This is a genomic window from Curtobacterium sp. C1, from assembly GCF_021049325.1.
GTDB classification, from domain to species: domain Bacteria; phylum Actinomycetota; class Actinomycetes; order Actinomycetales; family Microbacteriaceae; genus Curtobacterium; species Curtobacterium citreum.
The window spans coordinates 1383844-1409211 of record NZ_CP088076.1 but is presented as its reverse complement, the minus strand read 5'-3'; the positions used below and the strand labels follow the sequence as shown (position 1 = coordinate 1409211).

Sequence of the window (25368 nt, the reverse complement as noted above, 5' to 3'; positions counted from 1 at the left end):
GTCACCGCCCGCGCTGCTGGGCGGCGAACGCGGAGAGGATCTCGCCCTGGAGTCCGAACATCTCGGCCTTCTCCTCCGGCTCGGCGTGGTCGAACCCGAGCAGGTGCAGGATGCCGTGGCAGGTGAGGAGCAGCATCTCGTCGGTGCTCGTGTGCCCGGCGGTCTTCGCCTGCTCCGCCGCGACCTGCGGGCAGACGACGATGTCCCCGAGGAGTCCGGCGGGCGTCGGCTCGTCCTCGGTCCCTGGTCGCAGCTCGTCCATCGGGAAGCTCAGCACGTCGGTCGGGCCGGGCTCGTCCATCCACCGGACGTGGAGCTGCTCCATGGCGCCCTCGTCGACGAGCACGATCGCGAGCTCCGCGTCCGCGTGGACGTGCATCGCGTCGAGCGCGAAGGCGGCGAGGCGCTGGATGGCTGCCTCGTCGACCTCGACGCCGGACTCGTTGTTGAGCTCGATGCTCACCGGTTGCCTCCTCGGGCGTCGTTCTGGGGGTACGGGGACTGCTGCCGGTCCTGCGGCGGCCGTCCCCGACGCTCGGCGCGGTTCGCACCGGCGGGGTTGCCGGCGGGCGCGGTGCCCCGACCGCCGGGGCGGTGTCCGGCCTGCTCGGCGAGACGTTCCTCGTCGTAGACGGTGTAGGCGTCGACGATCCGGCCGACGAGCGTGTGGCGGACGACGTCCTCGCTGCCGAGCCGGGCGAAGTGGATGTCCTCGACGTCGCCGAGGATCCGCGTCACGAGCCGGAGTCCGGACAGGTTGCCGGGCAGGTCGACCTGGGTGATGTCGCCCGTGACGACCATCTTCGAGCCGAAGCCCAGGCGCGTGAGGAACATCTTCATCTGCTCGGGCGTGGTGTTCTGCGCCTCGTCGAGGATCACGAACGAGTCGTTGAGCGTCCGCCCGCGCATGTAGGCGAGCGGAGCGACCTCGACCGTGCCGGCGGCGAGGAGCTTCGGGACCAGCTCCGGGTCCATCATCTCGTTCAGTGCGTCGTACAGCGGGCGCAGGTAGGGGTCGATCTTGTCGGTCAGCGTGCCCGGCAGGAATCCGAGCCGCTCGCCGGCCTCGACCGCGGGGCGGGTCAGGATGATCCGGTTCACCTCGCGCCGCTGCAGGGCCTGGACCGCCTTGGCCATCGCCAGGTAGGTCTTGCCGGTACCGGCCGGACCGATGCCGAACGTGATGGTGTGCTCGTCGATGGCGTCGACGTAGGCACGCTGCCCGTCCGTCTTCGGACGCACCGACTTGCCGCGGCTCGAGACGATCGGGGTGCCGAACGTGTCCGAGGGCTTGCGGTCGTCGTCGAGCATCCGGGCGGAGACCGGGATGTCGGACGGCCCGATGTCCTGGCCGCGTCGGACCATCCCGACGAGCTCGTCGACGAGCGCGTGGGCACGGGCGACGTCCCGCTCCGGGCCGGTCAGTGTGACCTCGTTGCCGCGGACCAGGACCCGCACGCCCGGGTACTGCCGTTCGACGGTCTTGAGCAGGCGGTCCTGGGGGCCGAGGAGCTGGACCATCGCGATGCCGTCGACCTGGATGTCGACGGTGACGTCCGACGGTTCGGCGTCGTGGTGGGCGGTCGTGTCAACCGGCAAGGAGGTTCCCTTCGTGCAGTTCGCCTGCGAGCACGTGCGCGTGCACGTGGAAGACGGTCTGGCCGGCGGCTTCGCCGGTGTTGAAGACGAGTCGGTACTGGCCGTCCGCGCGCTCGTCGGCGATGCGCTGGGCGGTGGCGACGACGTGGGCCAACAGCTCCGGATCGCCCGCGGCGAGGGCGCTCACGTCGCGGTACTGCTCGGTCTTCGGGATCACGAGCACGTGCACCGGGGCCTGCGGCGCGATGTCCTCGATCGCGATCACGCGGTCGTCCTCGGCCACGACGGTCGCGGGGATCTCGCGCGCGATGATCTTCGAGAAGACGCTCGGGGTGCTGGTGCTCATTGGTCCATCGTAGAACGCGGGTCCGACGCCGGACCTTCCCGGTCCACCGCTACCAGCGTCCGAGCCGCGTCTGGAGGACGGCCAGGGCGGCCGGGCCCGCGGTGGAGGTGCGCAGCACCGTGTCGCCGAGCCGCACCCGCACCGCACCGGCGCGCTCGAGCCGGTCGAACTCGGCGCTGTCGATCCCGCCCTCCGGACCGACCACCAGGACGATCTCGTCGACGTCCGCCGGCGGTTCCCATGCCGACAGCCGCACCGCGCCCACCGGGTCCAGCACGACCAGCGCACGCCGATCCTCCTGGCCGACACCCGACGACGCGCCGACACCCGACGACGATGCCAGCTGCGCCGTCGTCACCGGCGCGTCCACCTCGGGGACGCGGGACCGGACGGCCTGCTTCGCGGCTTCCTGCGCGATCGCGGCCCACCGGGCCCGACCCTTCTCGACCTTCGCGCCGTCCCACCGCGACACGCTCCGCGTCGCCGCCCACGGCACGATGCGGTCGACCCCGATCTCGGTCGCGGCCTGCACCGCCATCTCGTCGCGGCCGCCCTTCGCGAGCGCCTGCACGAGCACGAGCGCCGGTCGGGGCGCCGGCTCGACCGTGACGGCGTCGACGGTGAGCGTCAGCTCGTCGCGACCCGTCGACGCGACCGTCCCGGCCACCACCGTGCCGCGGCCGTCGGCGATGCGCAGGGCCTCGCCGACACGGACCCGCGCGACCGACACGGCGTGCCGGCCCTCTGGACCGTCGAGCGTGACGGTGTCGCCGACCCCGACACCGTCGAGCGTGCCCGGGTCGACCAGGTGGAGGGACGCCATCAGAAGTGCAGGAAGCGGTCGCGCAGCTTGCCGAACATGCCCTGCTGGAACCGGGCGAGCTGCGGCTTCGCGGCCTTGTGCGACTTCGCGAGCTGCTCGACGAGCTGGCGCTCCTTGTGCGACAGCTTGGTCGGGGTGACGACCTGCACGCCGACGCGCAGGTCGCCGCGACCGTTGCCGCGGAGCTTGGTGACCCCGCGGTCCTTGATCACGAGCACGTCGGCGCTCTGCACGCCCGGGCGCAGCTCGAGCTCGACCGGGCCGTCCAGACCGTCGATCGTGGTGTGCGCGCCGAGGATCGCGTCGGTCATCTGGACCTCGAGCGTCGCGAGCAGGTCGTCGCCGTCGCGGCTGAAGACGTCGTGGTGGCGGACCTTCACCTCGAGGTACAGGTCGCCCGAGGGGCCACCGGCCGGACCGACCTCGCCCTGGCCGGGCATCTGCAGTCGGAGCCCGGTCTCGACGCCGGCGGGGACGTCGACCGGGATCGTGCGGCGCGCACGGACGCGGCCCTGGCCCTGGCAGGTCGGGCAGGGGCTCGGGATGACGGTGCCGTACCCGCGGCAGGTACCGCACGGGGCGCTCGTCACCACGTTGCCGAGGAGCGATCGGACCTGGCGCTGGATGTGCCCGCTTCCGCCGCAGATGTCGCACGTGCGCGGGCTCGTCCCGGGCGCGCAGCACGAGCCGTTGCAGGTCTCGCAGACGACGGCCGTGTCGACCTCGACGTCCTTGTGGGTGCCGAAGACGACCTCGTCGAGGTCGACCTCGATGCGCAGCAGGGCGTCCTGTCCACGCTCGGCCCGGCTGCGCGGGCCGTTGCCCCGCCCGCCACCGCCGCCGCCACCGAAGAACGCGTCGAAGATGTCGCTGAACCCGCCGGCGCCGCCACCGAAGGGGCTGTCCGCCTGCGGTCCGGCGTCGTACCGCCGTCGCTGCTCGGGGTCGCTCAGCACGTCGTACGCGTGCGTCACGTCCTTGAAGCGCTCGGCCGCGTCCGGGCTCGGGTTCACGTCCGGGTGCAGCTCGCGCGCGAGCCGGCGGTACGCCTTCTTGATGTCGGCATCGGAGGCGTCCTGCTGGACGCCGAGGACGTCGTAGTGGTCTGCCACGTATCCCTCAGTCGGTTCGGTCGGTGCGGCGTTCGCCGCCGGTCAGGTCGGTCTGGAGGCACGGATCACCCGCGCGGGGCGGCCTGTGCCCGTCGGGGGCCGGGTCGGTCAATGTTCGCCCAGGAGCTTGGACAGGTACCGTGCGACGGCGCGCACCGCGGCCATGTTCGTGCCGTAGTCCATCCGCGTCGGCCCGAGCACCCCGAGCCGCGCGACCTCGCCGCCGCCGGCCAGGTAGCCGCCGGCGACGATGCTCGTGGCGTCGAGCCCGTACTCGGCGTTCTCGGCGCCGATGCTCGCGGCGACCGCGACGTCGTCCACCTGCATCTCGCCGAACAGCCGGAGCAGGGTGACCTGCTCCTCGATCGCCTCGAGCACGGGGAACAGTCCGCCGGAGAAGTCGCGCTCGCTCTTCGCGAGGTTCGCCGCCCCCGCCATCACCAGGCGGTCCTGTCGGTTCGCCGCGACCTGCTCGATGAGCGTCGCGACGACGACGCCGGCGAGCGTCTGGGCGTCGGGGCGGAGCTGTTGCGGGACCGCCCGGAGCGCCCGGGGCACGTCCTGCAGGAGCAGCCCGACGGACGCGCCGTTGAGAACGGAGCGCAGTTCGCCGAGAGCGTCTTCGTCGAGTGGGACGTCGGTCTCGACGACGCGCTGCTCGACCCGGGCGGTGTCGGTGATGAGCACCACCATGAGCCGCGTGTCGCCGAGGCGGACGAGTTCGATGTGCTGCACGCGGGCGCGCACCATCGACGGGTACTGGACGAGTGCGACCTGGTTCGTGAGCTGGCTGAGCAGCCGGACGGTGCGGCCGAGGACCTCGTCGAGGTCGTTCGGGGTGCCGAGGAACGTCTCGATCGCGTGGCGCTGCGCGCTGGACAGCGGGCGGGCGGCCGCGAGGTGGTCGACGAAGACCCGGTACCCCTTGTCGGTCGGCACCCGGCCCGACGAGGTGTGCGGGGCCACGATGAGCTGTTCGTCCTCGAGCAGGGCCATGTCGTTCCGGATCGTCGCGGCGCTCACCCCGAAGGCGTGCCGGTCGACGATCGACTTCGAGCCGACGGGCTCGCGCGACGCGACGTAGTCCCGCACGATGGCCTTGAGGACCTCGAGGGAGCGTTCGCTGACCATCCGGACCCCTTCCGTTCGATGCTGGCACTCGGACGTCTCGACTGCTGATCCTACGCCCGACCGCCGACGGACCGGGACCCGGGCGGGCCCCTCCCGCTACGCTCTGGGCATGAGCTACGGACAGCAGCCCGGAGGGCCCTACGACCAGCAGCCCGGGGGGCCGGCGAACCCCGGCGGACCGCAGTACCCGCAGGGGTACCAGGTCCCGCAGCCGATGTCGCCGGAGGACCAGCGGCTGTGGGCGACCCTGACGCACGTCGGCGGCATCTTCTTCAACTTCCTCGTGCCGTTGATCGCCTACCTGGTGCTCCGCGACCGTGGGTCGTTCATCAAGGAGCACACCCGCACGGCGCTGAACTTCCACATCACCGCGGCCATCGCGTACATCGTCGCCGGGCTGCTCTGCATCGTCCTGATCGGCTTCGTGCTGCTCCCGATCATCGGGGTGCTCGTCATCGTCTTCGCGATCATGGCGGCCATCGCAGCGAACCGTGGCGACCTCTACAAGTACCCGCTCACGATCGAGTTCATCAAGAACTAGGCCGCTCGAGCAGGACCAGGTCAGTCGAGCAGCTCGCGGACCACCGCGTCCGCGAGCAGCCGACCCTGCAGGGTCAGCTCGAGCCGCCCCCGCACCGCGGCCGGACCGTCCACGAGTCCGCGCGCGATGAGCCCGGCGACGCGCTCGCGTGCCGACGGACGGAGCTCCGCTGTGGTGAGCTCGCCGCGGACCCGCGCGGCGAGCAGGACGCGCTCGACGTACCGGGTCTCGTCGTCGAGCGTCTCGCGGCCGGCTGCCGGTGACTCCCCCGCGAGCACCCGGTTCGCGTAGGCGGCCGGGTGCTTCACGTTCCACCAGCGGGTGCCGGCCACCGCGGAGTGCGCGCCCGGTCCGATCCCCCACCAGTCGTGTCCCTTCCAGTACGACAGGTTGTGCCGGCTCGCGTGCTGCGCCGGACTGCCGTCCGCGTCCGCCCGGGCCCAGTTCGAGACCTCGTACCAGGTGTAGCCGGCGTCACCGAGGACCCGGTCCGCCAGCTCGTACATGTCGGCGGCGAGGTCGTCGTCCGGGGCCGGGAGCTCGCCGCGGGACACCGCGCGGCCCATCGCCGTGCCCTCCTCGACGATGAGCGAGTACGCCGAGACGTGGTCGGGCCGGCACGCGAGCGCCGCGTCGAGGGAGGTCCGCCAGTCGTCCAGGGACTCGCCGGGCGTCGAGTAGATGAGGTCGAGCGAGACGTCGAGCCCGTGCTGCTTCGCGAGGTCGACGACGACGGGCACCCGTTCGGGGTCGTGCGTGCGGTCGAGCGTCGCGAGGACGTGCGGCACCGCGGACTGCATGCCGTAGCTCATCCGCGTGAAGCCCGCGCGCTGCAGGGTGCCGATCGCGTCCGCGTCGACGGAGTCCGGGTTCGCCTCGGTCGTGACCTCTGCCCCGGGCAGGATCCCCCACGTGTCGTCGATCGCCCGCAGGATCATCGCGAGGTCCGACGCCGGGAGCATCGTCGGGGTGCCGCCGCCGAAGAACACCGTGGAGACCGGTCGGCGCGGGACGCCGGAGCGGTCGAGCACCTCGGCCGCCCAGGCGATCTCCTGCACCGCGTGGCCGGCGTAGTCGTCGCGGCGGACCCCTCGGAGCTCGGACGCCGTGTAGGTGTTGAAGTCGCAGTAGCCGCAGCGCACCCGGCAGAACGGCACGTGCACGTACACGCCGAAGGGGACGTCGCCCGCTCCGGGGCCGGGGGTGATCAGGCCGTCCGACGGCGCGGGGTCGGCGATCGGCAGAGCACTCGGCATGGACTCCATTCTCGGTCATGATGGAGGGCATGGAGCACCACACCGTCCCCACCACGGTGCTGTGGGACATCGACGGCACCCTCGTGTTGAACGCCGTCTCGCCCGGCAACCTCTACCACCTCGCGCTCGAACGGGCCGTCGGTCGCGACCTCGCCCTGCGCGTCGGGCACCAGCACGGGCGCACCGACGCGGGGCTCATCGCCGAGCACGTCCGGGCGCACCACCTCGACGACGCGCTCATCCCCACCGTCACCGGGCACCTGCGGGACCTGACCGACGAGCGGCACCGGCGGGGTGACCGTCGTTCGCCCGCGCCGGGGGCGACCGCGCTCGTGCAGCGGTTCGCCGCCCTGGGCTGGCGGAACGGGCTGCTCACCGGCAACTCCGAGCACCGGGCGCGCGTGAAGCTCGCCGGCGCCGGGTTCGCCGTGGACGCCTTCGACTGGGAGCACTCGTTCTTCGGCGACGAGGAGGTCGACCGGTCCGGTGTGACCGCGAGGGCCGCCGCCGCACTGGCGGGCACCCGCGCCGTGATCGTCGGGGACACCCCGCGGGACGGCGAGGCCGCGGACACCGCGGGGATCCCGTTCCTCGCCGTCGCGACCGGGGTCTACGACGTCGACGCCCTCCGCACGACCAACGCCGTCACGGTCGCGCGGGACTGCGTGCAGGACGCGGGGCTCATCGAGGACGCGATCGCCGCGCTCCCTCCGCTGCGGTAGCGCACCCGTCGCGGAGCGCGGCGTCAGTCGTCGCGCAGCGCAGGGTCAGTCGCCGCGCAGCGCCTCGAGGTACTTCGCCGCCATGACCTTCTGCTGCCGCTTGAGCAGCGGCGACAGGAAGCGCCACTTCGGGCTCGCCGGCTGCGAGAACTGCCGGACCTGCAGCCAGACCGACCCGTCGGCGGTGCGCTCGACCACGAACGACTCCTCGCCCGACAGCGGGTGTCCCTCGAGCGTGCCGTAGGCGAAGCCCTTGCGGTCGGTCTCGTCGATGATCGACACGACCCGGACCGGCGCGTGCACGGTCCGCCCGAACGCGTGCATCTCGAGCGTGGCCGTCGTGCCGGCCGTCAGGAGCGGTGTGCCGTCGGCCGCGAACTTCTCGACGCGCGGGGTCCCGATCGACGCCGGCGCGATCGGCACGCCCCGTTCGTCGAAGGTGACCGGGTTGTAGCGCACCTCGTCGTCGTCGGGCTGGTCCTCGACGCGCACCCGGATGCCGCTGCGCTCCTGGATCTGCCAGGACAGCGTCTGCGTGACGGCGGTCTCGAAGCGCTGGTCGCCGTGCCCGATCCGGGCCCGCGACTCCGCCGGGACGAAGCCCTCGGGCGGGTAGGTCATGAGGTCCGCCGCCTGGGTCGCGCCCACGGCGCCGTACGTCAGGGCGGTCCGGTAGCTGCCGCGGGAACTCATGCGGCAAGCCTACCCGGGCGGCTCGGGCGCACCTGCCCGCCCGGGCTCCGCGCTACTTCTTCTTCTCTTCGACGTCACCCGAGAGCGCGGCGATGAAGGCTTCCTGCGGGACCTCGACGCGACCCACCATCTTCATGCGCTTCTTGCCCTCCTTCTGCTTCTCGAGGAGCTTGCGCTTGCGGGTGATGTCACCGCCGTAGCACTTCGCGAGGACGTCCTTGCGCATCGCCCGGATGCTCTCGCGGGCGATGATGCGCGCACCGATGGCCGCCTGGATCGGGACCTCGAACTGCTGGCGCGGGATGAGCTTGCGCAGTCGTTCGGTCATGAGCGTGCCGTACGCGTACGCCTTGTCGCGGTGCACGATCGCGCTGAACGCGTCGACCTGCTCGCCCTGCAGCAGGATGTCGACCTTCACGAGGTCAGCAGCCTGGTCGCCGGTGGGCTCGTAGTCGAGGGAGGCGTAGCCCTGCGTCTTGCTCTTGAGCTGGTCGAAGAAGTCGAAGACGATCTCGCCGAGGGGCATCTCGTAGCGGATCTCGACGCGGTCCTCGCCGAGGTACTCCATGCCGAGCAGGGAGCCGCGACGCGACTGGCAGAGCTCCATGATCGCGCCGACGTAGTCCTTCGGCGCGAGGATCGCGGCACGGACCATCGGCTCGCGGACCTCGACGATGCGGCCGCCGGGGAACTCGGACGGGTTCGTGACCTCGGTCACGGTGTTGTCCTCGTTCGTGACCTCGTAGATCACGCTCGGCGCGGTGGTGATGAGGTCGAGCCCGAACTCGCGGGACAGGCGCTCGGTGATGATCTCGAGGTGGAGCAGACCGAGGAAGCCGCAGCGGAAGCCGAAGCCGAGCGCGACCGAGGTCTCCGGCTCGTAGACGAGCGCCGCGTCGGACAGCTTGAGCTTGTCGAGCGCTTCGCGGAGGTCCGGGTAGTCGGAGCCGTCGATCGGGTACAGGCCCGAGAACACCATCGGCTTCGGGTCGGTGTAGCCCGCGAGCGCTTCGGTCGCGGGCTTCTGCGCGGTCGTGACGGTGTCGCCGACCTTCGACTGGCGGACGTCCTTCACGCCGGTGATCAGGTAGCCGACCTCGCCGACGCTGAGGCCCTTCGTCGGCTTCGGCTCGGGCGAGGACACCCCGATCTCGAGGATCTCGTGCGTCGTCCCCGTCGACATCATCTGGACCTTCTCGCGCGGCTTGATCGTGCCGTCGACCATCCGGACGTAGGTGACGACGCCGCGGTAGCTGTCGTAGACGGAGTCGAAGATCATCGCGCGGGGCGATGCGTCGACGGTCCCGACGGGCGGGGGCACGGAGCCGACGACACGGTCGAGCAGCTCGGGCACGCCGACGCCGGTCTTGCCGGAGACGCGCAGGACGTCCTCCGGCTTGCCGCCGATGAGCTGCGCGAGCTCCGCGGCGTACTTGTCCGGATCCGCGGCGGGCAGGTCGATCTTGTTGAGGACCGGGATGATCTCGAGGTCGTTCTCGAGCGCCAGGTACAGGTTGGCGAGCGTCTGCGCCTCGATCCCCTGGGCGGCGTCGACGAGCAGGATCGCACCTTCGCACGCGGCGAGGGACCGGGAGACCTCGTACGAGAAGTCGACGTGCCCCGGGGTGTCGATCATGTTGAGCGCGAAGGTCTGCCCGTCGAGCTCCCACGGCATGCGGACGGCCTGCGACTTGATCGTGATGCCGCGCTCGCGCTCGATGTCCATGCGGTCGAGGTACTGCGCGCGCATCGCACGGTCCTCGACGATGCCGGTGATCTGCAGCATGCGGTCGGCCAGCGTCGACTTGCCGTGGTCGATGTGCGCGATGATGCAGAAGTTGCGGATCGACCCGGCCGGGGTCGCGGCGGGCTCGAGTGGCGCGGATGCTTGTGGGCTCACGGTTCCTCAGGGGTCGGGACGGTCGAACGATTGTCCCACGGTTGTGCGCGCGGAGCGCGCAGCGCCGGCACACCTGTGGACGGCGGGCGCCGCACCAGGTGGCGTGGAGGACGGACTGGAGGCGCGTGGCGGGGCCGCCCCGCGCCTCCAGTCCGTCAGACGGCCACCGTGGCGGGGGCGGGCAGCGCGCCGAGGCCGCGGCGGAGGTCGTCCGCGGTGGCGGCGAGGCAGACGCGGATCCAGCCCTCGCCGGAGCGACCGAAGGCGCTGCCGGGCGCGACCGCGACCTGCTCGCGGTGCAGGAACGCGAGGGCCCACTCCGCGACGTCGCCGGCGGCGGCGTGCGACACGTCGACCCAGAGGTAGAACGCCCCGCGGGGGTCGAGGTAGCGGATCCCGGCGGCGTCGAGGACCTCCTTCGCGACGGCGAGGTTCGCGCGGTAGTGCTCGCGGGCGTCCTGCACGGACTGGTGGTCACCGACGATCGCGGCCAGCGCCGCCCACTGGTCCGGCTCGGCGACGCAGCTGATCATCGCCTCCTGCGTGGTGCGCATCGTCGGGCCGAGCCCCTTCGGCGTCACGAGGTAGCCGACGCGGACACCGGTCATCGCGTAGGTCTTGCTCAGGGAGAAGGCACTGAAGACGCGGTCGTCCTCGTCGAGGGCGGCGATGCTGACGTGTCGGGTGCCGTAGGTGAAGTACTCGTAGACCTCGTCGCTGATCACCCAGAGGTCGTGCCGCTTCGCGAGGGCGAGCAGGGCGCGCAGGGTGTCCTCGCCGAACACCGAGCCGAGCGGGTTGGACGGGGAGTTCACGACGAGCGCCCGGGTCCGCTCGGTGATGCTCGCCTCGAGCGCGTCGAGGTCCGGCTCGAAGCCGTGCTGCGGCTCGAGCCGGTACGGCACCGGGGTCGCGCCGAGGATGTGCGCGTTCATCGTGAAGGTCGTGTACCCGGGGTCCGGCACGAGCACCTCGTCGCCCGGGCTGAGGACGAGGGTCATCGCCTGGAACAGGGCCTGCGTCGCGCCGATCGTCATCCAGACCTGCTCGAGGTCGACCTCGATCCGGTTCTCGCGGCGCAGCTTCTCCTGGATCGCAGCACGCAGCGGGGCGATCCCGCCGTTCGGCGTGTAGTCGGTGCGGTCCTCGGACCAGGCACGGCGCGCCGCCTCGCCGACGTGCGGGGCCACCGGGACGTCCGGCTCGCCGATCACGAGCATCGCCACGTCGGTGCCGTCGGCCTGGAGCAGGGCGGCCTGCTCGTACACCCGGCGGATGCCGGAGGCGGGGACGGTGTCGATCCGGGGCGCGAGGGAGGGCATGCCGTCACGGTAGCGGCTGCGTGTTGCCGGGCGGTTTCCGACCGCGACGCTCCGGTCTTTGGTGGGACCCCGTCCTGCTGGTAGAGTTGGTGGCTGGCTTCCGCGTTCCCCGCCCACGGGTGGAACGCGATGCGACGGAGGGCCCCTCTACCCAGACGTCGCGACCACCCGGAGAGACGACAAGGAGCAACACGCATGGCGAACATCAAGTCGCAGATCAAGCGCATCAAGACCAACCTGAAGGCCCAGGAGCGCAACAAGGCCTACCGCTCGGAGCTCAAGACGGTCATCCGTCACACCAACGAGGCCGTCGCCGCCGGTGACAAGGACAAGGCCACCGCGGCCCTCGTCCTCGCCTCGAAGAAGCTCGACAAGGCCGTGAGCAAGGGCGTCATCCACAAGAACCAGGCGGCGAACCGCAAGTCGGCCATCGCCAAGAAGGTCTCTGCTCTCTGAGATTCCGCTCTCTGAGCTTCGGCGCTCTGACCCACTGAGTGCCGCACGAAGGCCCCGCACCGATCGGTGCGGGGCCTTCGTCGTTGCCGGGCCCGACGGCGGCCGGGAGGCCCGGCCCGGCGCCGGTGCCGGCATGGTCGCCGAGGGCCGGCACCGGGGCGTGTGTGCGAGCCGCGGGCGGGCACGACGCGGCACAACCGGAAGCACGACGCGCCGCGGAAGTGCGTGGTTCGGCGTGCTTCCGGTTGTGCGATCGCACGACGCGCCACGCACGAGCGCCAGCACCGCGCGGCAGCACGGGCGCCGTCGCGTCAGCGGGCCTCGCCGCGCCGGGCGATCGTGCGGACCATCACCTCGAGCGCGTAGTGCGCGTCCCGCGAGCCGCCCTTCACCGCGGTGTCCGCCTCGGCGATGCTCGTGATCGCGTTCGCCAGCCCGGCCTCGCTCCACCCGGCGACGTCCCGCTGCGCGCGCTGGACCTGCCACGGCGCCATGCCGAGGGCGGACGCCGCCTGGCCGCTCGTGCCACGGAAGGAGCTGACCTTCGCCATCGTGCGGATCTTGCTCGCGAACGCGGCGACGATCGGGACCGGGGCCTCACCCGTCGCCAGGGCGTGCCGCAGCTCGACGATCGCCGGGGCCGAGCGCCCCGCGAGTGCGATGTCGGCGACCTTGAACGCGTTCGTCTCGACGCGCCCGCCGTAGTACTTGTCGACGACCTTGTCCGTGATCTCCTCGGCCTCGTCCGCCAGGAGCTGCCGGCACGCGGCCGCGAGCTCGGCCAGGTCATCGGAGAACGCCGCCACGAGCGTGCGCACGGCCGAGGGGACGACCTTGCGACGGGCGGCTCGGAACTCCGCGTTGACGAAGTCGATCTTGTCGGTGTCGCGCTTGAGCTCGTCGCACTGGACCTCGACGCCGCCGCCGACCCCGCTGCGGATCGTGTCGAGGAGCTTCTTGCCGCGGACCCCACCGCCGTGCCGCAGGACGAGCGTGACGTCGTCCGCCGGACCCTGCAGGTACGCGATGGTCTCGGTGATGAAGGCGTCCGTGCACTTCTCGACGTTGGTGACCCGCACGAGTCGGGGCTCGCCGAAGAGCGACGGACTCGCGAGGGTCGCGAGCAGGCCCGGTGCGTACTGGTCGGCTTCGAGGTCGTGCACCTCGAGCGCGGGGTCCTCACCCACGAGCAGGTCGCGCAGGACGCCCATCGCACGGTCGGCGAGGAACGCCTCCGGCCCGGTGACGAGCACCACGGGCGCGGGACGGATCCCCGACCACGGCACCTGGTCGATCGCGGCAGCGGCGCGCGAGGGCTTCTTGGCGGGCATGCGGTCCTTCCGTCGCGGGCGGGGTCGTGGACGTCGCCGAGGTCGGCGCCGGGGTCGGCTCCAGGGTCGATCGTGGCCCGCGACGATCCTACGGCCGGCCGCCGACGGCTCGGCCCGCACTCCCCCGGTCGGCCCCGGAGATGCGCCGTCCGGGTGTTCCGTCCAGACCCGGAGCGCCCCGGAGCGGTCCCGTGAGACGACGACCGTCCCCTGCACATCGGTCCGGAACGCCGTCGTCCCCGCGGCCCGGAGCAGATCGAGCGTCCGCTGCGTGGGGTGCCCGTAGGTGTTGTCCGCCCCGACGCCGATCAGCCCGACCGGCGCCGCCAGCTGCCGGTAGAGCCCCGGGTCCTGGTCGGCCGACCCGTGGTGCGCGACCTTGACGACGTCGGGGTGCACGTCCAGGTGCGGGCGGAGGCGCCGCTGCGCCCGCTCGCCGAGGTCCCCGAGGAAGACGCCGCACACGCAGGTCCCGCACCCGTTGCCCGCTGTCGTCGCGAGCACGACACTCGCGTCGTTGCCCGCCTCGATGGACCCCGACGGCGGCCACACGACCCGCCACCCCAGGGCGCCGAGCCTGCCCTCGGTCGTGTCGTCCGCCGTCCCGACCCGCACGTCGGCACGGCGCAGGTCCTCGACGACCCGGGCGTCCTCGGCGCGCCCGACCGGTCCGACGAGCGCGCGGTCGACCAGCCCCGCGACGGCGGGCAGTGCGCCGACGTGGTCCCGGTCGAAGTGCGTCAGGACGAGCAGCGCCACCCGCTCCACCCCGAGCAGGTCGAGGCACGCGAGCAGGCGCGGTCCGTCGTCCCCGGTGTCGACGAGTGCGATCGGGCCGTCCGGTGCCCGGACGAGCACCGCGTCCCCCTGTCCGACGTCGCACATCGCCACCGACCAGTCGGCCGGCACGCTCGTCCGCAGGACCGCACGGGGCACCGCGACCGCTCCGACGCCCAGCGCGAGTGCGACCGCACCGACGAGGAGCACCGGGACCCGGAGCCGCTCGCGGACGAGCACGGCCCCCACGACGGCTCCGCTCACGACGACCGCGGCGACGATCCCCGTCCCGCCGGCGGGCCACCCGATCGACGCCGCGGGGAGCGCGGCCGCGGTGTGTGCCACCCACCCGATCGCGGCGGCCGGTGCCCAGGCGACGCCGGCCAGGACCCCCGCCGCTGCGGGCCACACCGGTGCCACCGTGCACGCGACGAGGCCGAGGACCGTGACGACCGGCGCGAGCGGCTCGGTGAGCAGGTTGGCCGGGACCGCGTAGGTGGGGAACACCGGGGCGAGGACGATCGTCACCGGCCAGCAGGCTGCCTGCGCCGCGACCGGGACCGCCACCGCGGCGGCCACCGGTGGCCACAGTCGCCGCGCGAGCAGCTCGGTGAGCGGTGGCCCGAGCACGAGGATGCCGCCGGTCGCGAGCACCGAGAGCGCGAACGCGATCGCCCGCCCGGTCCAGGGGTCGACGATGAGCATCCCGAGCACGGCCAGGGCGACGAGGGGCACGCCGCGGACCGGCCGCCCGGTCAGGCGGACGACGAGCACGACGACGGCCATCACGGTCGCCCGCAGGATGGACGGGTCCGGGCGGACGAGCACGACGAAGGCGACGAGGAGCGCCACCGCCGCGACGGCGCGCATGCACCTGGGCGCGCCGAGCCCGCGGCCGACCGCCACCACGAGTGCGACCACCACCGCGCAGTTCGAGCCGGACACCGCCGTCAGGTGGGTGAGCGCCGACGTCTCCATCGCGGCTTCCGTCCCGGGGTCGAGCCCGCTGCGGTCGCCGATCGCGAGCCCGCGGAGGAGCGCGGCGCCCGGTTCCGGCAGGTCCGCCGTGACTGCGACGAAGGCCCGGCGGACCTCGGCCGTCGCCGCCAGTGCGCCGGTCGGTGGCTCCCGCTCGGGCTCGCCGCGCAGGAACAGCACCGCCGCGGTCGGCGATCCCGGGTCGTCCCGCTCGACGGTCGCGCGCCCGGTGAGCAGGGTCCCCGCGGGCAGCACCGTGTCGGAGGTGGTGACCACCCGCGCCGGCACGCCCCCGACGCCGTGCCCGTCCACCGCGCGGAGCGCCCCGACCACCGATTTGTCGCCCGGCCCGAGGTCGCGGCGCAGGTCGACCGCGACCCGGGCGCTGTGGCCGACGGCTCGCCGAAGGGCCTCGGGGTCGCGGTGCACTTGCCCGACCGCGATCGACACCGCGACGAGCACGCAGCACGCCCCCGCGGTCAGCACGACGGCGCCGACGGCCCGCACCCGCGGACGGAGCGCCGGGTGCCCGGTGACGACCCCGCCGAGCACGGCGACGCCGGCGGCGACCGCCGCGACGAGGAGCGCGGACCCGGGCTGCGCGACCAGGAGCACCACGACCACCCACGCCACGGCGACCGGGCCGGCGAACCGCAGGTCCGTGAGGACCGGACGCAGGTCGACGGCCCTCACACCCGGACCCGCTCCCGGAGCTCCGCGAACCGGGTGTCGCCGATGCCGCTGACGTCGAGCAGGTCCTCGACCGTGGTGAAGCCGCCGTGCTCGTCCCGCCAGGCGATGATCCGCGCGGCGAGGGCCGGACCGATCCCGGGCAGGGTCTCGAGCGTCGCCTGGTCCGCCCGGTTCAGGTCGACGACGTCACCCGCGCCGCCGGCACCGGCAGCCGAGCCGCCACCGGCGCCAGCCCCGGCACCACCGCCGGCGCCGCCCGCCACGTCCGGACCGAGCGCCGCCGGCACCTCGGTCTCGCCCACCGCGGGCACGTACAGCCGCTCACCGTCGACCACCGGGCGCGCCAGGTTCACCCGCGTCAGGTCCGCGACGTCGGTCGCCCCGCCCGCTCGTTCGATCGCGGCCTGCACGCGGGAGCCGTCCGGCAGCTCGACGACCCCCGCGCGAGCGACCGCCCCGACCACGTGGACGGAGACGAGCGCCGCCGTCGGTGACGGAGTCGGACCACCCGTCGGACGCGCGTCGAGCGACCGGGGCGCCCCCGTGCCTCCAGGCCGACCGTCCGTCCCGGCCGACGCGGCCCCCGACGCCGGCCCAGACCCTGCGCCCGACCCGGCCGACCCACCGGACACCGTGACCTGCCCCGTCGATCGCTCCCCGACGGCACCCACGCCGACGATCGCCAGCGCGACCGCCACGACCACCGCCCCGAGCACCACCGCCGTGCGCGGCGTCAGCGTCCAGCGTCGCCAGCGAGCGTCGGGGACCGGGTCAGCAGGAGCCATGCCGGCACGCTAGGACCGCCGCATCGACGACGACGGCCCGGCGTCCGCCCCTGTGGAGGGCGACGCCGGGCCGTCGATTGTGGAGGAGCGGGCTCAGCCCAGGAACACCGGGCCTCAGCCCTTGATCGCGATGTTCACGAGCTTCGGCGCCCGCACGATGACCTTCACGATCTCGCGCTCGCCGATGTACCGCTGCACGTTCGCCGACGCACGCGCGAGCTGCTCGAGCTCGTCCGCCTCGATCGACTTCGACACCTCGAACGAGTCCCGGACCTTGCCGTTGACCTGCACGACCGCCGTCAGGGTGTCCTGCACGAGCAGCGTCGGGTCGGCCTTCCGCCAGCCGTACGTGGCGACGGTGGCCTCGTAGCCCAGCTTCTCCCACATCTCCTCGCCGGTGTACGGCGCGAACACGGCGAGGGCCAGTGCGACGGTCTCGGCGGCCTCGCGCACGGCCGGGTCACCGGCGCCGGGGCCGCTGTCGATGGCCTTGCGGGTGACGTTCACCAGGTCCATGAGCCGCGCGATCACGACGTTGAACTTGAACGACTCCATGAGGCCTGGGGCGTCCGCCAGGAAGCGGTGCGTGACCTGCCGGAGTGCACGGTCGCCGTCGGCCCACACGGCGTCGGGCGACGACGTGACGTCGGTCGCCAGGCGGTAGGCACGGGCGAGGAAGCGCGCGGACGCCGACGGGGAGACGTCCTCCCAGTTGATGTCGTCCTCCGGCGGGCCGGCGAAGCCCATGACCAGGCGGATCGCGTCGACACCGTTCGCGTCGAGCTCGTCGCCGAGCGAGACGCCGCCCTTCGACTTCGACATCTTCGAACCGCCGGACAGCACCATGCCCTGGTTGAGGAGCGCCGAGAACGGCTCGGTGAAGTCGAGGTACCCGAGGTCGAACAGGACCTTCGTGACGAAGCGGGCGTACAGCAGGTGCAGGATCGCGTGCTCGATGCCGCCGATGTACTGGTCGACCGGAGCCCACTTGCGCGCGATGGCCGGGTCGAACGCCTGCGTGTCGTCGTTCGCGGCGAGGAAGCGCAGGAAGTACCACGACGAGTCGACGAACGTGTCCATCGTGTCGGTGTCGCGCAGCGCCGGCGAGCCGTCCACCGGGTTCGGCACGTTCACCCAGTCGGTGGCGCCGCCGAGGGGCGAGGTGCCCTTCGGCTTGAGGTCGAGGCCCTCGGTCGACGGCAGGCGCACCGGCAGCTGGTCGAACGGCACCGGGTGCTCGGTGCCGTCGGCGCCGTGGATGATCGGGATCGGGGTGCCCCAGAAGCGCTGCCGCGAGATGAGCCAGTCGCGCAGGCGGTAGGTCTTCGCGGCACGACCGGTGCCGCGCTCCTCGAGCAGGCCGATCGCCGCGGTGATCGCGTGCTGCTTCGACATGCCGTCGAGCGGGCCGGAGTTGATCATCCGCCCCTGGCCGGTCAGCGCCTCGCCGGTGGAGACGGGGTCGAGGGCGGGCAGGTCCTCGAGCGTCGCGCCCTCGGGGATCACCGGGATCGCGCCGGTGACGGCGGCGTTCGTGTCGACGACGACCTTGACGGGCAGGTCGAACGCCCGCGCGAAGTCGAGGTCGCGCTGGTCGTGCGCCGGGACGGCCATGACCGCACCGTGGCCGTAGTCGGCGAGCACGTAGTCGGCGGCCCAGATCGGCAGACGCTCGCCCGTCAGCGGGTGGATCGCGAAGCGGCCGAGCGGGACGCCCGTCTTCGGACGGTCGGCGTTCTGCCGGTCGATCTCGGAGGTCTTCTGCGTCGCCGTCAGGTACTCGTCGAACGCCTCACGCACCGCGGGCTCGGCCGAGGAGACCAGCGACGCCGCCAGGTCGGAGTCCGGCGCCACGACCAGGAACGTCACGCCGTGGATCGTGTCCGGGCGCGTGGTGAAGACGGTGACCGGCTCGTCGCGACCCTCGATGACGAAGTCGACGTCGGCACCGACCGACCGGCCGATCCAGTTGCGCTGCTGGGCGATGACCTTCGCCGGCCAGCGGCCCTCGAGCTGGTTGAGGTCGTCGAGCAGGCGGTCGGCGTACTTCGTGATCGCGAAGTACCACTGCGTCAGCTTCTTCTTGACGACGACGGCGCCGGAGCGGTCCGAGGTGCCGTCTGGCAGCACCTGCTCGTTCGCGAGCACGGTCTGGTCCACCGGGTCCCAGTTGACCCAGCTGTCCTTCCGGTACGCCAGGCCCTTCTCGTACATCTTGAGGAACAGCCACTGGTTCCACTTGTAGTACTCGGGGTCCGAGGTGTGGATCTCGGTCGTCCAGTCGAAGGACGGCGCGTAGCGCTTGAACGACGCCTTCTGCTGCTCGATGTTCGCGTAGGTCCACTCACGCGGGTCGACCCCGCGCTTGATGGCGGCGTTCTCGGCGGGCAGCCCGAACGAGTCCCAGCCGATCGGGTGCAGCACGTTGAAGCCCTGCTGCCGCCAGTAGCGCGCCACGAAGTCGCCCAGCGCCCAGTTCTCGGCGTGGCCCATGTGCAGGTCGCCGGACGGGTACGGGAACATCTCGAGGATGTACTTGCGCGGGCGGCTGTCGTCGAGGTCGGTGGTGAAGAGTCCGAGCTCCTCCCACCGCGGCTGCCACTTCTCCTGGATGCGCCGGAAGTCGTAGGCGTCGGGGTCGACGGGTGCCTGCTCGGTGGGGTGCTCGGTGGTCACGGTCACCCAGCGTACAAGGCCTGGAGGCGCGGCTCGGCCCCGCTCCGCACCGTCGCTCCCGCCACCGGGTCGCGCCCACCCCGGACCGCGGGCCACATCCGTCCCGACGCCCGTCCGGCTGCGCCTCCGGCCCGCGGCTCACGCCGAGACGAGCCGCCCGTCCCGCATCCGCAGCGTCCGGTCCACGAGGTCGGCCGGCACCGGTACGTGCGACACGACGAGCACCGTCCGTCCAGCCGACCGCGCCGCCCCGACGAGGTCGCGCAGCACGGCGTCGCCGAGGTCGGGGTCGACGTCAGCGGTCGGCTCGTCGAGCACGAGCACCGGGAACGCGTGGAGCAACGCCCGCGCCAGGGCGAGCCGGTGCGCCTGGCCGCCGGACAGCAGCGTGCCCCGCTCCCCCACGGGTGCGTCGAGTCCGCCGCGTCGGGCGAGCCAGCCGCCCAGGCCGACCCGTTCGAGGGCGTCGACGAGCTCGGCGTCGGTCGCGGCGTCGCGGGCGAAGAGCAGGTTCTGCCGCACGGTCTGGTCGAACACGAACGGGTCCTGCTCGACGAGTCCGACCCGGGCGCGCACGGCGTCCGGGTGCAGCCGACGCGCCTCGACGCCGTCGAGCGTGTACGAGCCCTCGTGGTCGACGAACCGGACCAGGGCGTCGACGAGCGTGGACTTCCCCGCGCCGCTCGGCCCCGCGAGGACGACGACCTCGCCGGGCCGCAGGTCGAGGCAGACCCGGTCGACCGCGGGTGTCCCGGCACCGGGCCACCGCACGGTGAGGTCACGGAGGGCCACGGTCACCGGCCCGTCGACGGCGAGCTCGTCCGCGGTCGCGGGCTCGTCCGGCTCGGGGACGATCCCGGCCGGCACCGCTGCCGGGACGACCTGCTCCACCCGCTCGGCGGCGGCCCGGACCCGACGGAGCGTCAGGACCGCGAGCGGCACACCGCCGACGACCTCGAACAGGGCCAGCGGCACGAACACCGCGAGCGCCCACAGCGGTCCGTCCAGCGCACCGCGGACGACGGCGGGTGCGCCGACGGCAAGGACGCCGACGACCGCGCCGCCGCCGAGCAGCCCGACGAGCGCCCCGACGAGCGACTCGACGGTCGCGCGGCGCCGCACCGCCCGCGTGACCCGGTCGTCGAGCGCCGCGATCGTCGCGAGCCGGTCCGGCAGCGTGCCGTAGGCGGCGAAGACGTCGAGCGTGCGCACGGTGTCGAGCACGAGGTCCGCGACCCGGCCGCGCTCCGCGGCGGTCTCGCGGTCGGACCGCCGGGCGACCGCGAGCGTCACGACCGTCCCGAGCACCGCGGCGGCACCGAGGGCGAGGAGCAGCACGAGCGCGGCCGGCCACCACACGACCGCGACGGCGACCACGGACAGCACCGCGACGACCCCCGCCGACACGAGCGGCCCGACGACGCGGATCGGCAGGTCCTGCAGGCGGTCGGTGTCGGTCACGAGCCGCGTGAGCAGGTCGCCGCGGCCGGTGCGGCCGAGCCCGGCCGGGGCGACCGACGCGAGGCGGCGGTACATCTCCGTCCGGACGACCGCGAGCTGCCGGAACGACGCGTCGTGCCCGGCGAGCCGGTCGACGTAGCGCAGGGCGGCCCGTCCGAGGGCGAACGCCCGGACGCCGACCATCACGAGCGTCAGGTACAGGATGGGCGGCTGCTCGGCCGCCCGCGTGATCAGGTAGCCGCTCGCGGCGAGGAGCGCGACCGCGCAGAGCGCGCTGGTCGTCCCGGCGGCGACCGCCTTCGCCCAACCCGCACCGTGCGGCAGGGCGAGCCGCAGGACCGACGTGCGCCGTGCCTCCCGGCTCACGCCCGCACCGCCCGTCGGGCCGTCACGGTCGTCGCGCCGTCCGCGTGCAGGTCGACGCGCACGTCGGCCGCGGCGAGCACGGCCGGGCGGTGGCTGGCGACCACGACGACCGCCCCGTCGTCCGCGAGGGCGCGCAGGGCGCGCACGACGGTCTGCTCGGCCTCGGCGTCGAGGGCCGACGTCGGTTCGTCGAGCAGGACGAGCGGCGTCCGCTCGCGCCGGGCGCGGTACAGCGCGCGGGCCACCGCGACCCGCTGCGCCTGACCGCCGGAGAGGCCGGCTCCGCCGGGTCCGACCGGGAGGCCCGGGTCGAGTCCCAGCCCCGCCTCGCCCAGGGCGCGACGTACGTCGGCCGTGTCGGGTCGGGAGTGCAGGGCGACGTTCTCGGCGACCGTTCCGCGGACGAGGCGCGGCCGCTGGTCGACCCACGTGGTGCGCTCGGCGACCGACCGCGTCGCGGGGACCAACCGATCGGTCCCGGACGGCACGGCGACCGTGCCGTCGTGCGGGAGCACGCCGCGGATCGCGGCGACGAGGCTCGACTTGCCGGAGCCGCTCGGGCCGGCCAGCGCGACGACCGTGCCGGGGGCGGCGCGCACGTCGAGCGGGCCGATGACGGTGTCGGGGCGGGTGACCGTGAGGCGGGTGAGGACCAGGTCGGTCCCGGGGTCCGTCGGTCCGTCGTGCCCGGATGCGCGCGGGACGACGCGGTGGTCGCCTGCGGGGTCGTCTCCTGCGCGGTCGTGTCCAGCGCGGTCGTCGAGCACGTCGAGGACGGCCGCGGACGCCTCGACGCCGTCCTGGGCGGCGTGGAAGTCGGCGCCGACCTGCCGGATCGGCGCGAAGGCCTCCGGCGCGAGGACGAGCACGAACATCGCGGCGCCCAGGCCGAGCGAGCCGTCGACGAGCCGGACGCCGATCGACACCGCGACGAGCGCGACGGACAGGCTTGCGGCGAGCTCGAGCGCGAAGCCGCTGACGAACGACAGCCGCAGGACGCCGAGGGTGCCGCGACGGTACTCGTCGGTGACGTCCCCGATCCGGCCGACCTGGCGGCGGGCGCGGCCGAACACCTTCAGCGTCGCCAGGCCCTCGACCGCCTCGGTGAACGCGCTCCCGAGACGGGCGAGGGCATCGGCCTGCCGGCGCTGCAGCGACTGGGTCGCGAGCCCGATGAGCACCATGAACACCGGGATCACCGGCATCGCGAGCACGATGACGAGCGCGCTCGTCAGGTCGCCGGCCCCGATCGCGAGCAGCAGGACCGGGGTCGCCACGGCGGTGAGGGCGAGCTGCGGCAGGAACCGGCCGAAGTACGCGTCGAGCGCGTCGAGCCCGGGGCCGAGGGTGGTCGCGAACGCGGCGCTCGACCGCCCCTGCAGCCACGCCGGTCCGCGCTCCGCCGCACGCGCCAGGACGGTGGCCCGGAGCTCGCTCTTCACCCGAGCACCCGCCCGGGCAGCGAGGTCGTCGGTCGCCCACGCGGCGACGGCCCGCACGAAGAAGGCCGCGCCGAGCAGGGCGAGCGTCGGGGTGAGCGCGGCGGGGACGACGCGGTCGCGCACCCCGTCGACGCCGAGGGTGACGGCGGTGGCGATGCCCCAGGCGATCGCGACGGTGGCGAGCGTCCGGACCAGGCCGGTGGCCGCGGACGCCGCGACGGCCCCGCGCGCCGTGCGCGACAGGCGGAGCAGTCGGGGGTCGAGCGGCTTCACGGCGGTGTCCTCCTAGTGCGCGGCCTGCGCGATGTGGGCCCGGGAGACCCGCTTGCGGAACACCCAGTACGTCCAGGCCTGGTAGGCGAGCACGAGCGGCACGAAGATCAGCGCCACCCAGCTCATCACCGTCAACGTGTAGGTCCCGCTCGCGGCGTTGACGACGTTCAGGCTGTTCGCCGGGTCGTTCGACGCGGGCATGACGTCCGGGAAGATCGCGGTGAACATCGCCAGGACGACCGCGGCGATCGTGACGGCCATGAGCGCGAACGCCCGCCCCTCCTTCCCCCACGCCGAGCAGAGCACCGCGAGCACGAGGGCCAGGGCCGCGACGACCGAGAGCACGAGGCTCGCCGGAGTCGCGCGGACGAACGCCATCGCGACGAGGAACGCCGCGGCGACGACGATCGTCAGCACGCCCGCCCGGGTCGCGAGGCGCTTCGCCCGCTCGCGGATCTCGCCCTCGGTCTTCAGCGCGACGAACACCACGCCGTGTGTGAAGAACACGAGCAGGGTCGCGAGCCCGGTCAGGAGCGCGAAGGGGTTGAGCAGGTCGAGGAAGGTGCCGGTGTAGTTGTGCCCGGCGTCCATCGGGATGCCCCGGACGACGTTGCCGAACGCGACACCCCACAGGAACGACGGGACCGCGCTGCCGACGACGATCATCAGGTCGAACCGGCGCTTCCACGCCAGGTGCTTCTCCTGGTGCCGGTACTCGAACGAGACCCCGCGGGCGATGAGCGCCGCGAGGATGAGCAGCAGCGCCAGGTAGAACCCGGAGAACATCGTCGCGTACCACTCGGGGAACGCCGCGAACAGGCACGCCCCCGCGACGATGACCCACGTCTCGTTGAGGTCCCAGACCGGGCCGATCGTGTTGATGAGCACGCGACGGTCGGTGTCATCCCTGCCGAGGAACGGCAGCGACATCCCGACGCCGAAGTCGAACCCGTCGAGCACGAAGTACCCGACGAAGAACAGACCGACGATCGCGAACCAGAGAACGGGGAGGTCCATGGTCAGACAGTTTCCATTTCTAGTAGACCGTCACTTCGTGCTTGACCGCGCCGGTCTCCTCGTCGACCTCCGCCGGGGCGGCGGGGCCCTCCTGCGCGACCTTCTTGATGAGGCGGAACTCGACGACCGCGAGCGTGCCGTAGATGAGTGTGAACACGACGAGCGAGATGAGGACCTCGACCCCGGTCACGTTCGGGGAGACCCCGTCGGCGGTCTTGAGCAACCCGAACACGAGCCACGGCTGGCGGCCCATCTCGGTGAAGACCCAGCCCATGATCATCGCGGCCATCGGCAGCGGCACCGACCAGGTCGCCACGCGCCACACCCACCGCTGCGTCGGGAACCGACCCTTGCGGGTCAGCCAGAGCCCGACCAGGGACACGAGCACCGCGCCGACACCGAGCGCGATCATCCACCGGAACGACCAGTAGGTCACCCAGATGATCGGCTTGTAGTCGCCGGGGCCGTACACCTGCGAGTACTGCGCCTGCAGGTCGTTGATGCCCTCGACCGTGCCGGTGAACGTGTGGGTCGACAGGAACGACAGCAGGTACGGGATGCGGATCGAGAAGAGCTCGTGCACGCCGTCCGGCGTCCCCAACGTGAAGATCGAGAAGGAGGCGTCCTTGCCGGTCGAGGTGTTGTAGAGCGCCTCGGCCGCTGCCATCTTCATCGGCTGCGTGTCGACCATCGTCAGCCCGAGCTGGTCGCCGGACAGCACCGTGAGCGCGCCCGATGCGAGCATCGTCCACATGCCGAACTTCAGCGCCGGCAGCATGGTCTCGAGGTGCTGGTTCCGCGCCAGGTGGTACGCCGCCACCGCGACGATGACCGAGGCCGCGACCATGAACGCGCCGAACAGCGTGTGCGGGAAGGCGGCGAGGGCGACCTTGTTCGTCAGGACGGCCCAGATGTCGGTGAGCTCCGCGCGACCCTTGGCCTCGTTGATCGCGAAGCCGACCGGGTGCTGCATGAACGCGTTCGCCGCGAGGATGAAGTACGCCGACAGCATCGTGCCGACGCTGACGCACCAGATGCTCGCGAGGTGCACGGCCTTCGGCAGGCGGTCCCACCCGAAGATCCAGATGCCGATGAACGCGGCCTCGAAGAAGAACGCCAGGATGCCCTCGAGGGCGAGCGGGGCGCCGAAGACGTCACCGACGAACCGTGAGTAGTTCGACCAGTTCATGCCGAACTGGAACTCCTGCACGATGCCCGTGACGACACCCATCGCGAAGTTGATGAGGAAGATCCGTCCGAAGAACCGCGTGAGCTGCAGGTAGTGCGCCCGGCCGGTGCGGACCCAGGCGGACTGGAACACGGCCACGACGAGGGCCATGCCGATCGTCAGCGGGACGAAGAGGAAGTGGTAGATCGTCGTGAGGCCGAACTGCCACCGCGACAGGATCAGGGGGTCGAGGATGTCGTTCATGCGGCGCGTCCATGCCGGGTCGCCGCGCGCTGGTGCTGCACGTCAGTTGCTTCCTGTGGAAGGGGGACTTCTGCTGTCACTGGCCGTTGGGACACCTCCACGCTACCGGCGGGACACCTGCTTCGACAAGTTGTAGAGGCGAGAAATGCACGAACGTGCAGGGGCCGTGATCGGCACAACCGTGCGGAACATCGGTGCTGAGCGGACCCCTCCTGGAACGACGACAGGCGCCGGGC

20 protein-coding genes and 1 pseudogene are annotated in these 25368 nt (G+C 72.6%); 3 read left to right on the top strand and 18 right to left on the bottom strand.

Annotated features, from left to right (window positions below):
- Position 1: 1 nt before the first annotated feature.
- The 6 genes from ybeY to hrcA form a co-directional block, all read right to left on the bottom strand.
- On the bottom strand, positions 2–463 hold the full coding sequence (gene ybeY / locus LQK89_RS06835; RefSeq protein ID WP_058742447.1) for an rRNA maturation RNase YbeY: 462 nt from the start codon (positions 461–463) through the stop codon (positions 2–4).
- The gene (locus LQK89_RS06830; protein WP_229666903.1) at positions 460–1521 is read right to left on the bottom strand and encodes a PhoH family protein; all 1062 of its coding nucleotides are present in this window, start codon (positions 1519–1521) and stop codon (positions 460–462) included. Before LQK89_RS06830 ends, ybeY begins: the two co-directional genes overlap by 4 nt.
- Before the next feature lie 67 nt (positions 1522–1588).
- Positions 1589–1945, bottom strand: coding sequence for a histidine triad nucleotide-binding protein (locus LQK89_RS06825; protein ID WP_174778339.1), 357 nt, complete (start codon positions 1943–1945; stop codon positions 1589–1591).
- Between the two features lie 49 nt (positions 1946–1994).
- Positions 1995–2768, bottom strand: coding sequence for a 16S rRNA (uracil(1498)-N(3))-methyltransferase (locus LQK89_RS06820; RefSeq protein ID WP_231050558.1), 774 nt, complete (start codon positions 2766–2768; stop codon positions 1995–1997).
- The gene (dnaJ, locus tag LQK89_RS06815; protein WP_144801452.1) at positions 2768–3880 is read right to left on the bottom strand and encodes a molecular chaperone DnaJ; all 1113 of its coding nucleotides are present in this window, start codon (positions 3878–3880) and stop codon (positions 2768–2770) included. Before dnaJ ends, LQK89_RS06820 begins: the two co-directional genes overlap by 1 nt.
- A 108-nt stretch (positions 3881–3988) precedes the next feature.
- Positions 3989–5011, bottom strand: coding sequence for a heat-inducible transcriptional repressor HrcA (gene hrcA / locus LQK89_RS06810; RefSeq protein WP_231050557.1), 1023 nt, complete (start codon positions 5009–5011; stop codon positions 3989–3991).
- A gap of 109 nt (positions 5012–5120) precedes the next feature.
- Here hrcA and LQK89_RS06805 point away from each other — a divergent pair, with 109 nt between their 5' ends.
- Entirely contained in the window at positions 5121–5552 is a 432-nt protein-coding gene (locus LQK89_RS06805) for a DUF4870 domain-containing protein (protein ID WP_229666891.1), read from the top strand.
- 20 nt (positions 5553–5572) lie between these two features.
- On the opposite strand, the gene hemW is transcribed toward LQK89_RS06805, so the two are convergent.
- Positions 5573–6808 carry a radical SAM family heme chaperone HemW gene (gene hemW / locus LQK89_RS06800; protein ID WP_231050556.1) on the bottom strand — a complete coding sequence of 412 codons (1236 nt, stop codon included), beginning with the start codon at positions 6806–6808 and terminating at the stop codon, positions 5573–5575.
- A 29-nt stretch (positions 6809–6837) separates the two neighbouring features.
- Here hemW and LQK89_RS06795 point away from each other — a divergent pair, with 29 nt between their 5' ends.
- Positions 6838–7530 (top strand): HAD family hydrolase, encoded by a 693-nt coding sequence (locus LQK89_RS06795; RefSeq protein WP_167510043.1) that lies wholly within the window; start codon positions 6838–6840, stop codon positions 7528–7530.
- 45 nt (positions 7531–7575) lie between these two features.
- On the opposite strand, the gene LQK89_RS06790 is transcribed toward LQK89_RS06795, so the two are convergent.
- The 3 genes from LQK89_RS06790 to LQK89_RS06780 all read right to left on the bottom strand — a co-directional run bounded on the left by LQK89_RS06790 (position 7576) and on the right by LQK89_RS06780 (position 11445).
- Complete coding sequence (locus tag LQK89_RS06790; protein ID WP_058742454.1) at positions 7576–8223, bottom strand: DUF1990 family protein; 648 nt, start codon at positions 8221–8223, stop codon at positions 7576–7578.
- A 52-nt stretch (positions 8224–8275) separates the two neighbouring features.
- Positions 8276–10123 (bottom strand): translation elongation factor 4, encoded by a 1848-nt coding sequence (lepA, locus tag LQK89_RS06785; RefSeq protein WP_114850978.1) that lies wholly within the window; start codon positions 10121–10123, stop codon positions 8276–8278.
- Positions 10124–10278: 155 nt separating this feature from the next.
- A complete protein-coding gene (locus LQK89_RS06780; protein ID WP_231050555.1) occupies positions 10279–11445 on the bottom strand; it encodes a pyridoxal phosphate-dependent aminotransferase in 1167 nt (388 codons plus the stop codon).
- A gap of 195 nt (positions 11446–11640) precedes the next feature.
- On the opposite strand from LQK89_RS06780, the gene rpsT reads away from it, so the two are divergent.
- A complete protein-coding gene (rpsT, locus tag LQK89_RS06775; protein ID WP_058742457.1) occupies positions 11641–11901 on the top strand; it encodes a 30S ribosomal protein S20 in 261 nt (86 codons plus the stop codon).
- A gap of 311 nt (positions 11902–12212) precedes the next feature.
- Here the strand turns inward: rpsT and holA are convergent, their stop codons facing one another.
- The 8 genes and pseudogenes from holA to LQK89_RS06735 form a co-directional block, all read right to left on the bottom strand.
- Positions 12213–13232 (bottom strand): DNA polymerase III subunit delta, encoded by a 1020-nt coding sequence (holA, locus tag LQK89_RS06770; protein WP_231050758.1) that lies wholly within the window; start codon positions 13230–13232, stop codon positions 12213–12215.
- Positions 13233–13937: 705 nt separating this feature from the next.
- Positions 13938–15167, bottom strand: a pseudogene (locus LQK89_RS06765) (ComEC/Rec2 family competence protein); the annotation flags it as partial.
- A 509-nt stretch (positions 15168–15676) separates the two neighbouring features.
- Positions 15677–16465 carry a ComEA family DNA-binding protein gene (locus tag LQK89_RS06760; protein ID WP_231050554.1) on the bottom strand — a complete coding sequence of 263 codons (789 nt, stop codon included), beginning with the start codon at positions 16463–16465 and terminating at the stop codon, positions 15677–15679.
- A 114-nt stretch (positions 16466–16579) separates the two neighbouring features.
- The gene (gene leuS, locus LQK89_RS06755; RefSeq protein ID WP_058742463.1) at positions 16580–19141 is read right to left on the bottom strand and encodes a leucine--tRNA ligase; all 2562 of its coding nucleotides are present in this window, start codon (positions 19139–19141) and stop codon (positions 16580–16582) included.
- Between the two features lie 138 nt (positions 19142–19279).
- A complete protein-coding gene (gene cydC, locus LQK89_RS06750; protein WP_174778331.1) occupies positions 19280–20968 on the bottom strand; it encodes a thiol reductant ABC exporter subunit CydC in 1689 nt (562 codons plus the stop codon).
- The gene (gene cydD / locus LQK89_RS06745; RefSeq protein WP_231050553.1) at positions 20965–22683 is read right to left on the bottom strand and encodes a thiol reductant ABC exporter subunit CydD; all 1719 of its coding nucleotides are present in this window, start codon (positions 22681–22683) and stop codon (positions 20965–20967) included. The genes cydC and cydD overlap by 4 nt, the downstream gene beginning before the upstream one ends.
- Positions 22684–22695: 12 nt before the next feature.
- Positions 22696–23700: a cytochrome d ubiquinol oxidase subunit II gene (cydB, locus tag LQK89_RS06740; protein WP_141861175.1), complete on the bottom strand. Its 1005-nt coding sequence runs from the start codon at positions 23698–23700 to the stop codon at positions 22696–22698.
- Positions 23701–23719: 19 nt separating this feature from the next.
- Positions 23720–25132: a cytochrome ubiquinol oxidase subunit I gene (locus LQK89_RS06735; protein WP_231050552.1), complete on the bottom strand. Its 1413-nt coding sequence runs from the start codon at positions 25130–25132 to the stop codon at positions 23720–23722.
- Positions 25133–25368: the final 236 nt, after the last annotated feature.

What these genes read in the sequence shown, in the direction of transcription:
- hemW (WP_231050556.1), bottom strand. Translation starts at nt 6,808, where the DNA reads ATGCCGAGTGCTCTGCCGATCGCCGACCCCGCGCCGTCGGACGGCCTG.
- LQK89_RS06805 (WP_229666891.1), top strand. Translation starts at nt 5,121, where the DNA reads ATGAGCTACGGACAGCAGCCCGGAGGGCCCTACGACCAGCAGCCCGGG.
- rpsT (WP_058742457.1), top strand. Translation starts at nt 11,641, where the DNA reads ATGGCGAACATCAAGTCGCAGATCAAGCGCATCAAGACCAACCTGAAG.
- LQK89_RS06760 (WP_231050554.1), bottom strand. Translation starts at nt 16,465, where the DNA reads ATGGCTCCTGCTGACCCGGTCCCCGACGCTCGCTGGCGACGCTGGACG.
- LQK89_RS06780 (WP_231050555.1), bottom strand. Translation starts at nt 11,445, where the DNA reads ATGCCCTCCCTCGCGCCCCGGATCGACACCGTCCCCGCCTCCGGCATC.
- holA (WP_231050758.1), bottom strand. Translation starts at nt 13,232, where the DNA reads ATGCCCGCCAAGAAGCCCTCGCGCGCCGCTGCCGCGATCGACCAGGTG.
- LQK89_RS06825 (WP_174778339.1), bottom strand. Translation starts at nt 1,945, where the DNA reads ATGAGCACCAGCACCCCGAGCGTCTTCTCGAAGATCATCGCGCGCGAG.
- cydB (WP_141861175.1), bottom strand. Translation starts at nt 23,700, where the DNA reads ATGGACCTCCCCGTTCTCTGGTTCGCGATCGTCGGTCTGTTCTTCGTC.
- LQK89_RS06830 (WP_229666903.1), bottom strand. Translation starts at nt 1,521, where the DNA reads ATGGTCCAGCTCCTCGGCCCCCAGGACCGCCTGCTCAAGACCGTCGAA.
- LQK89_RS06735 (WP_231050552.1), bottom strand. Translation starts at nt 25,132, where the DNA reads ATGAACGACATCCTCGACCCCCTGATCCTGTCGCGGTGGCAGTTCGGC.
- LQK89_RS06795 (WP_167510043.1), top strand. Translation starts at nt 6,838, where the DNA reads ATGGAGCACCACACCGTCCCCACCACGGTGCTGTGGGACATCGACGGC.
- LQK89_RS06790 (WP_058742454.1), bottom strand. Translation starts at nt 8,223, where the DNA reads ATGAGTTCCCGCGGCAGCTACCGGACCGCCCTGACGTACGGCGCCGTG.
- hrcA (WP_231050557.1), bottom strand. Translation starts at nt 5,011, where the DNA reads ATGGTCAGCGAACGCTCCCTCGAGGTCCTCAAGGCCATCGTGCGGGAC.
- LQK89_RS06820 (WP_231050558.1), bottom strand. Translation starts at nt 2,768, where the DNA reads ATGGCGTCCCTCCACCTGGTCGACCCGGGCACGCTCGACGGTGTCGGG.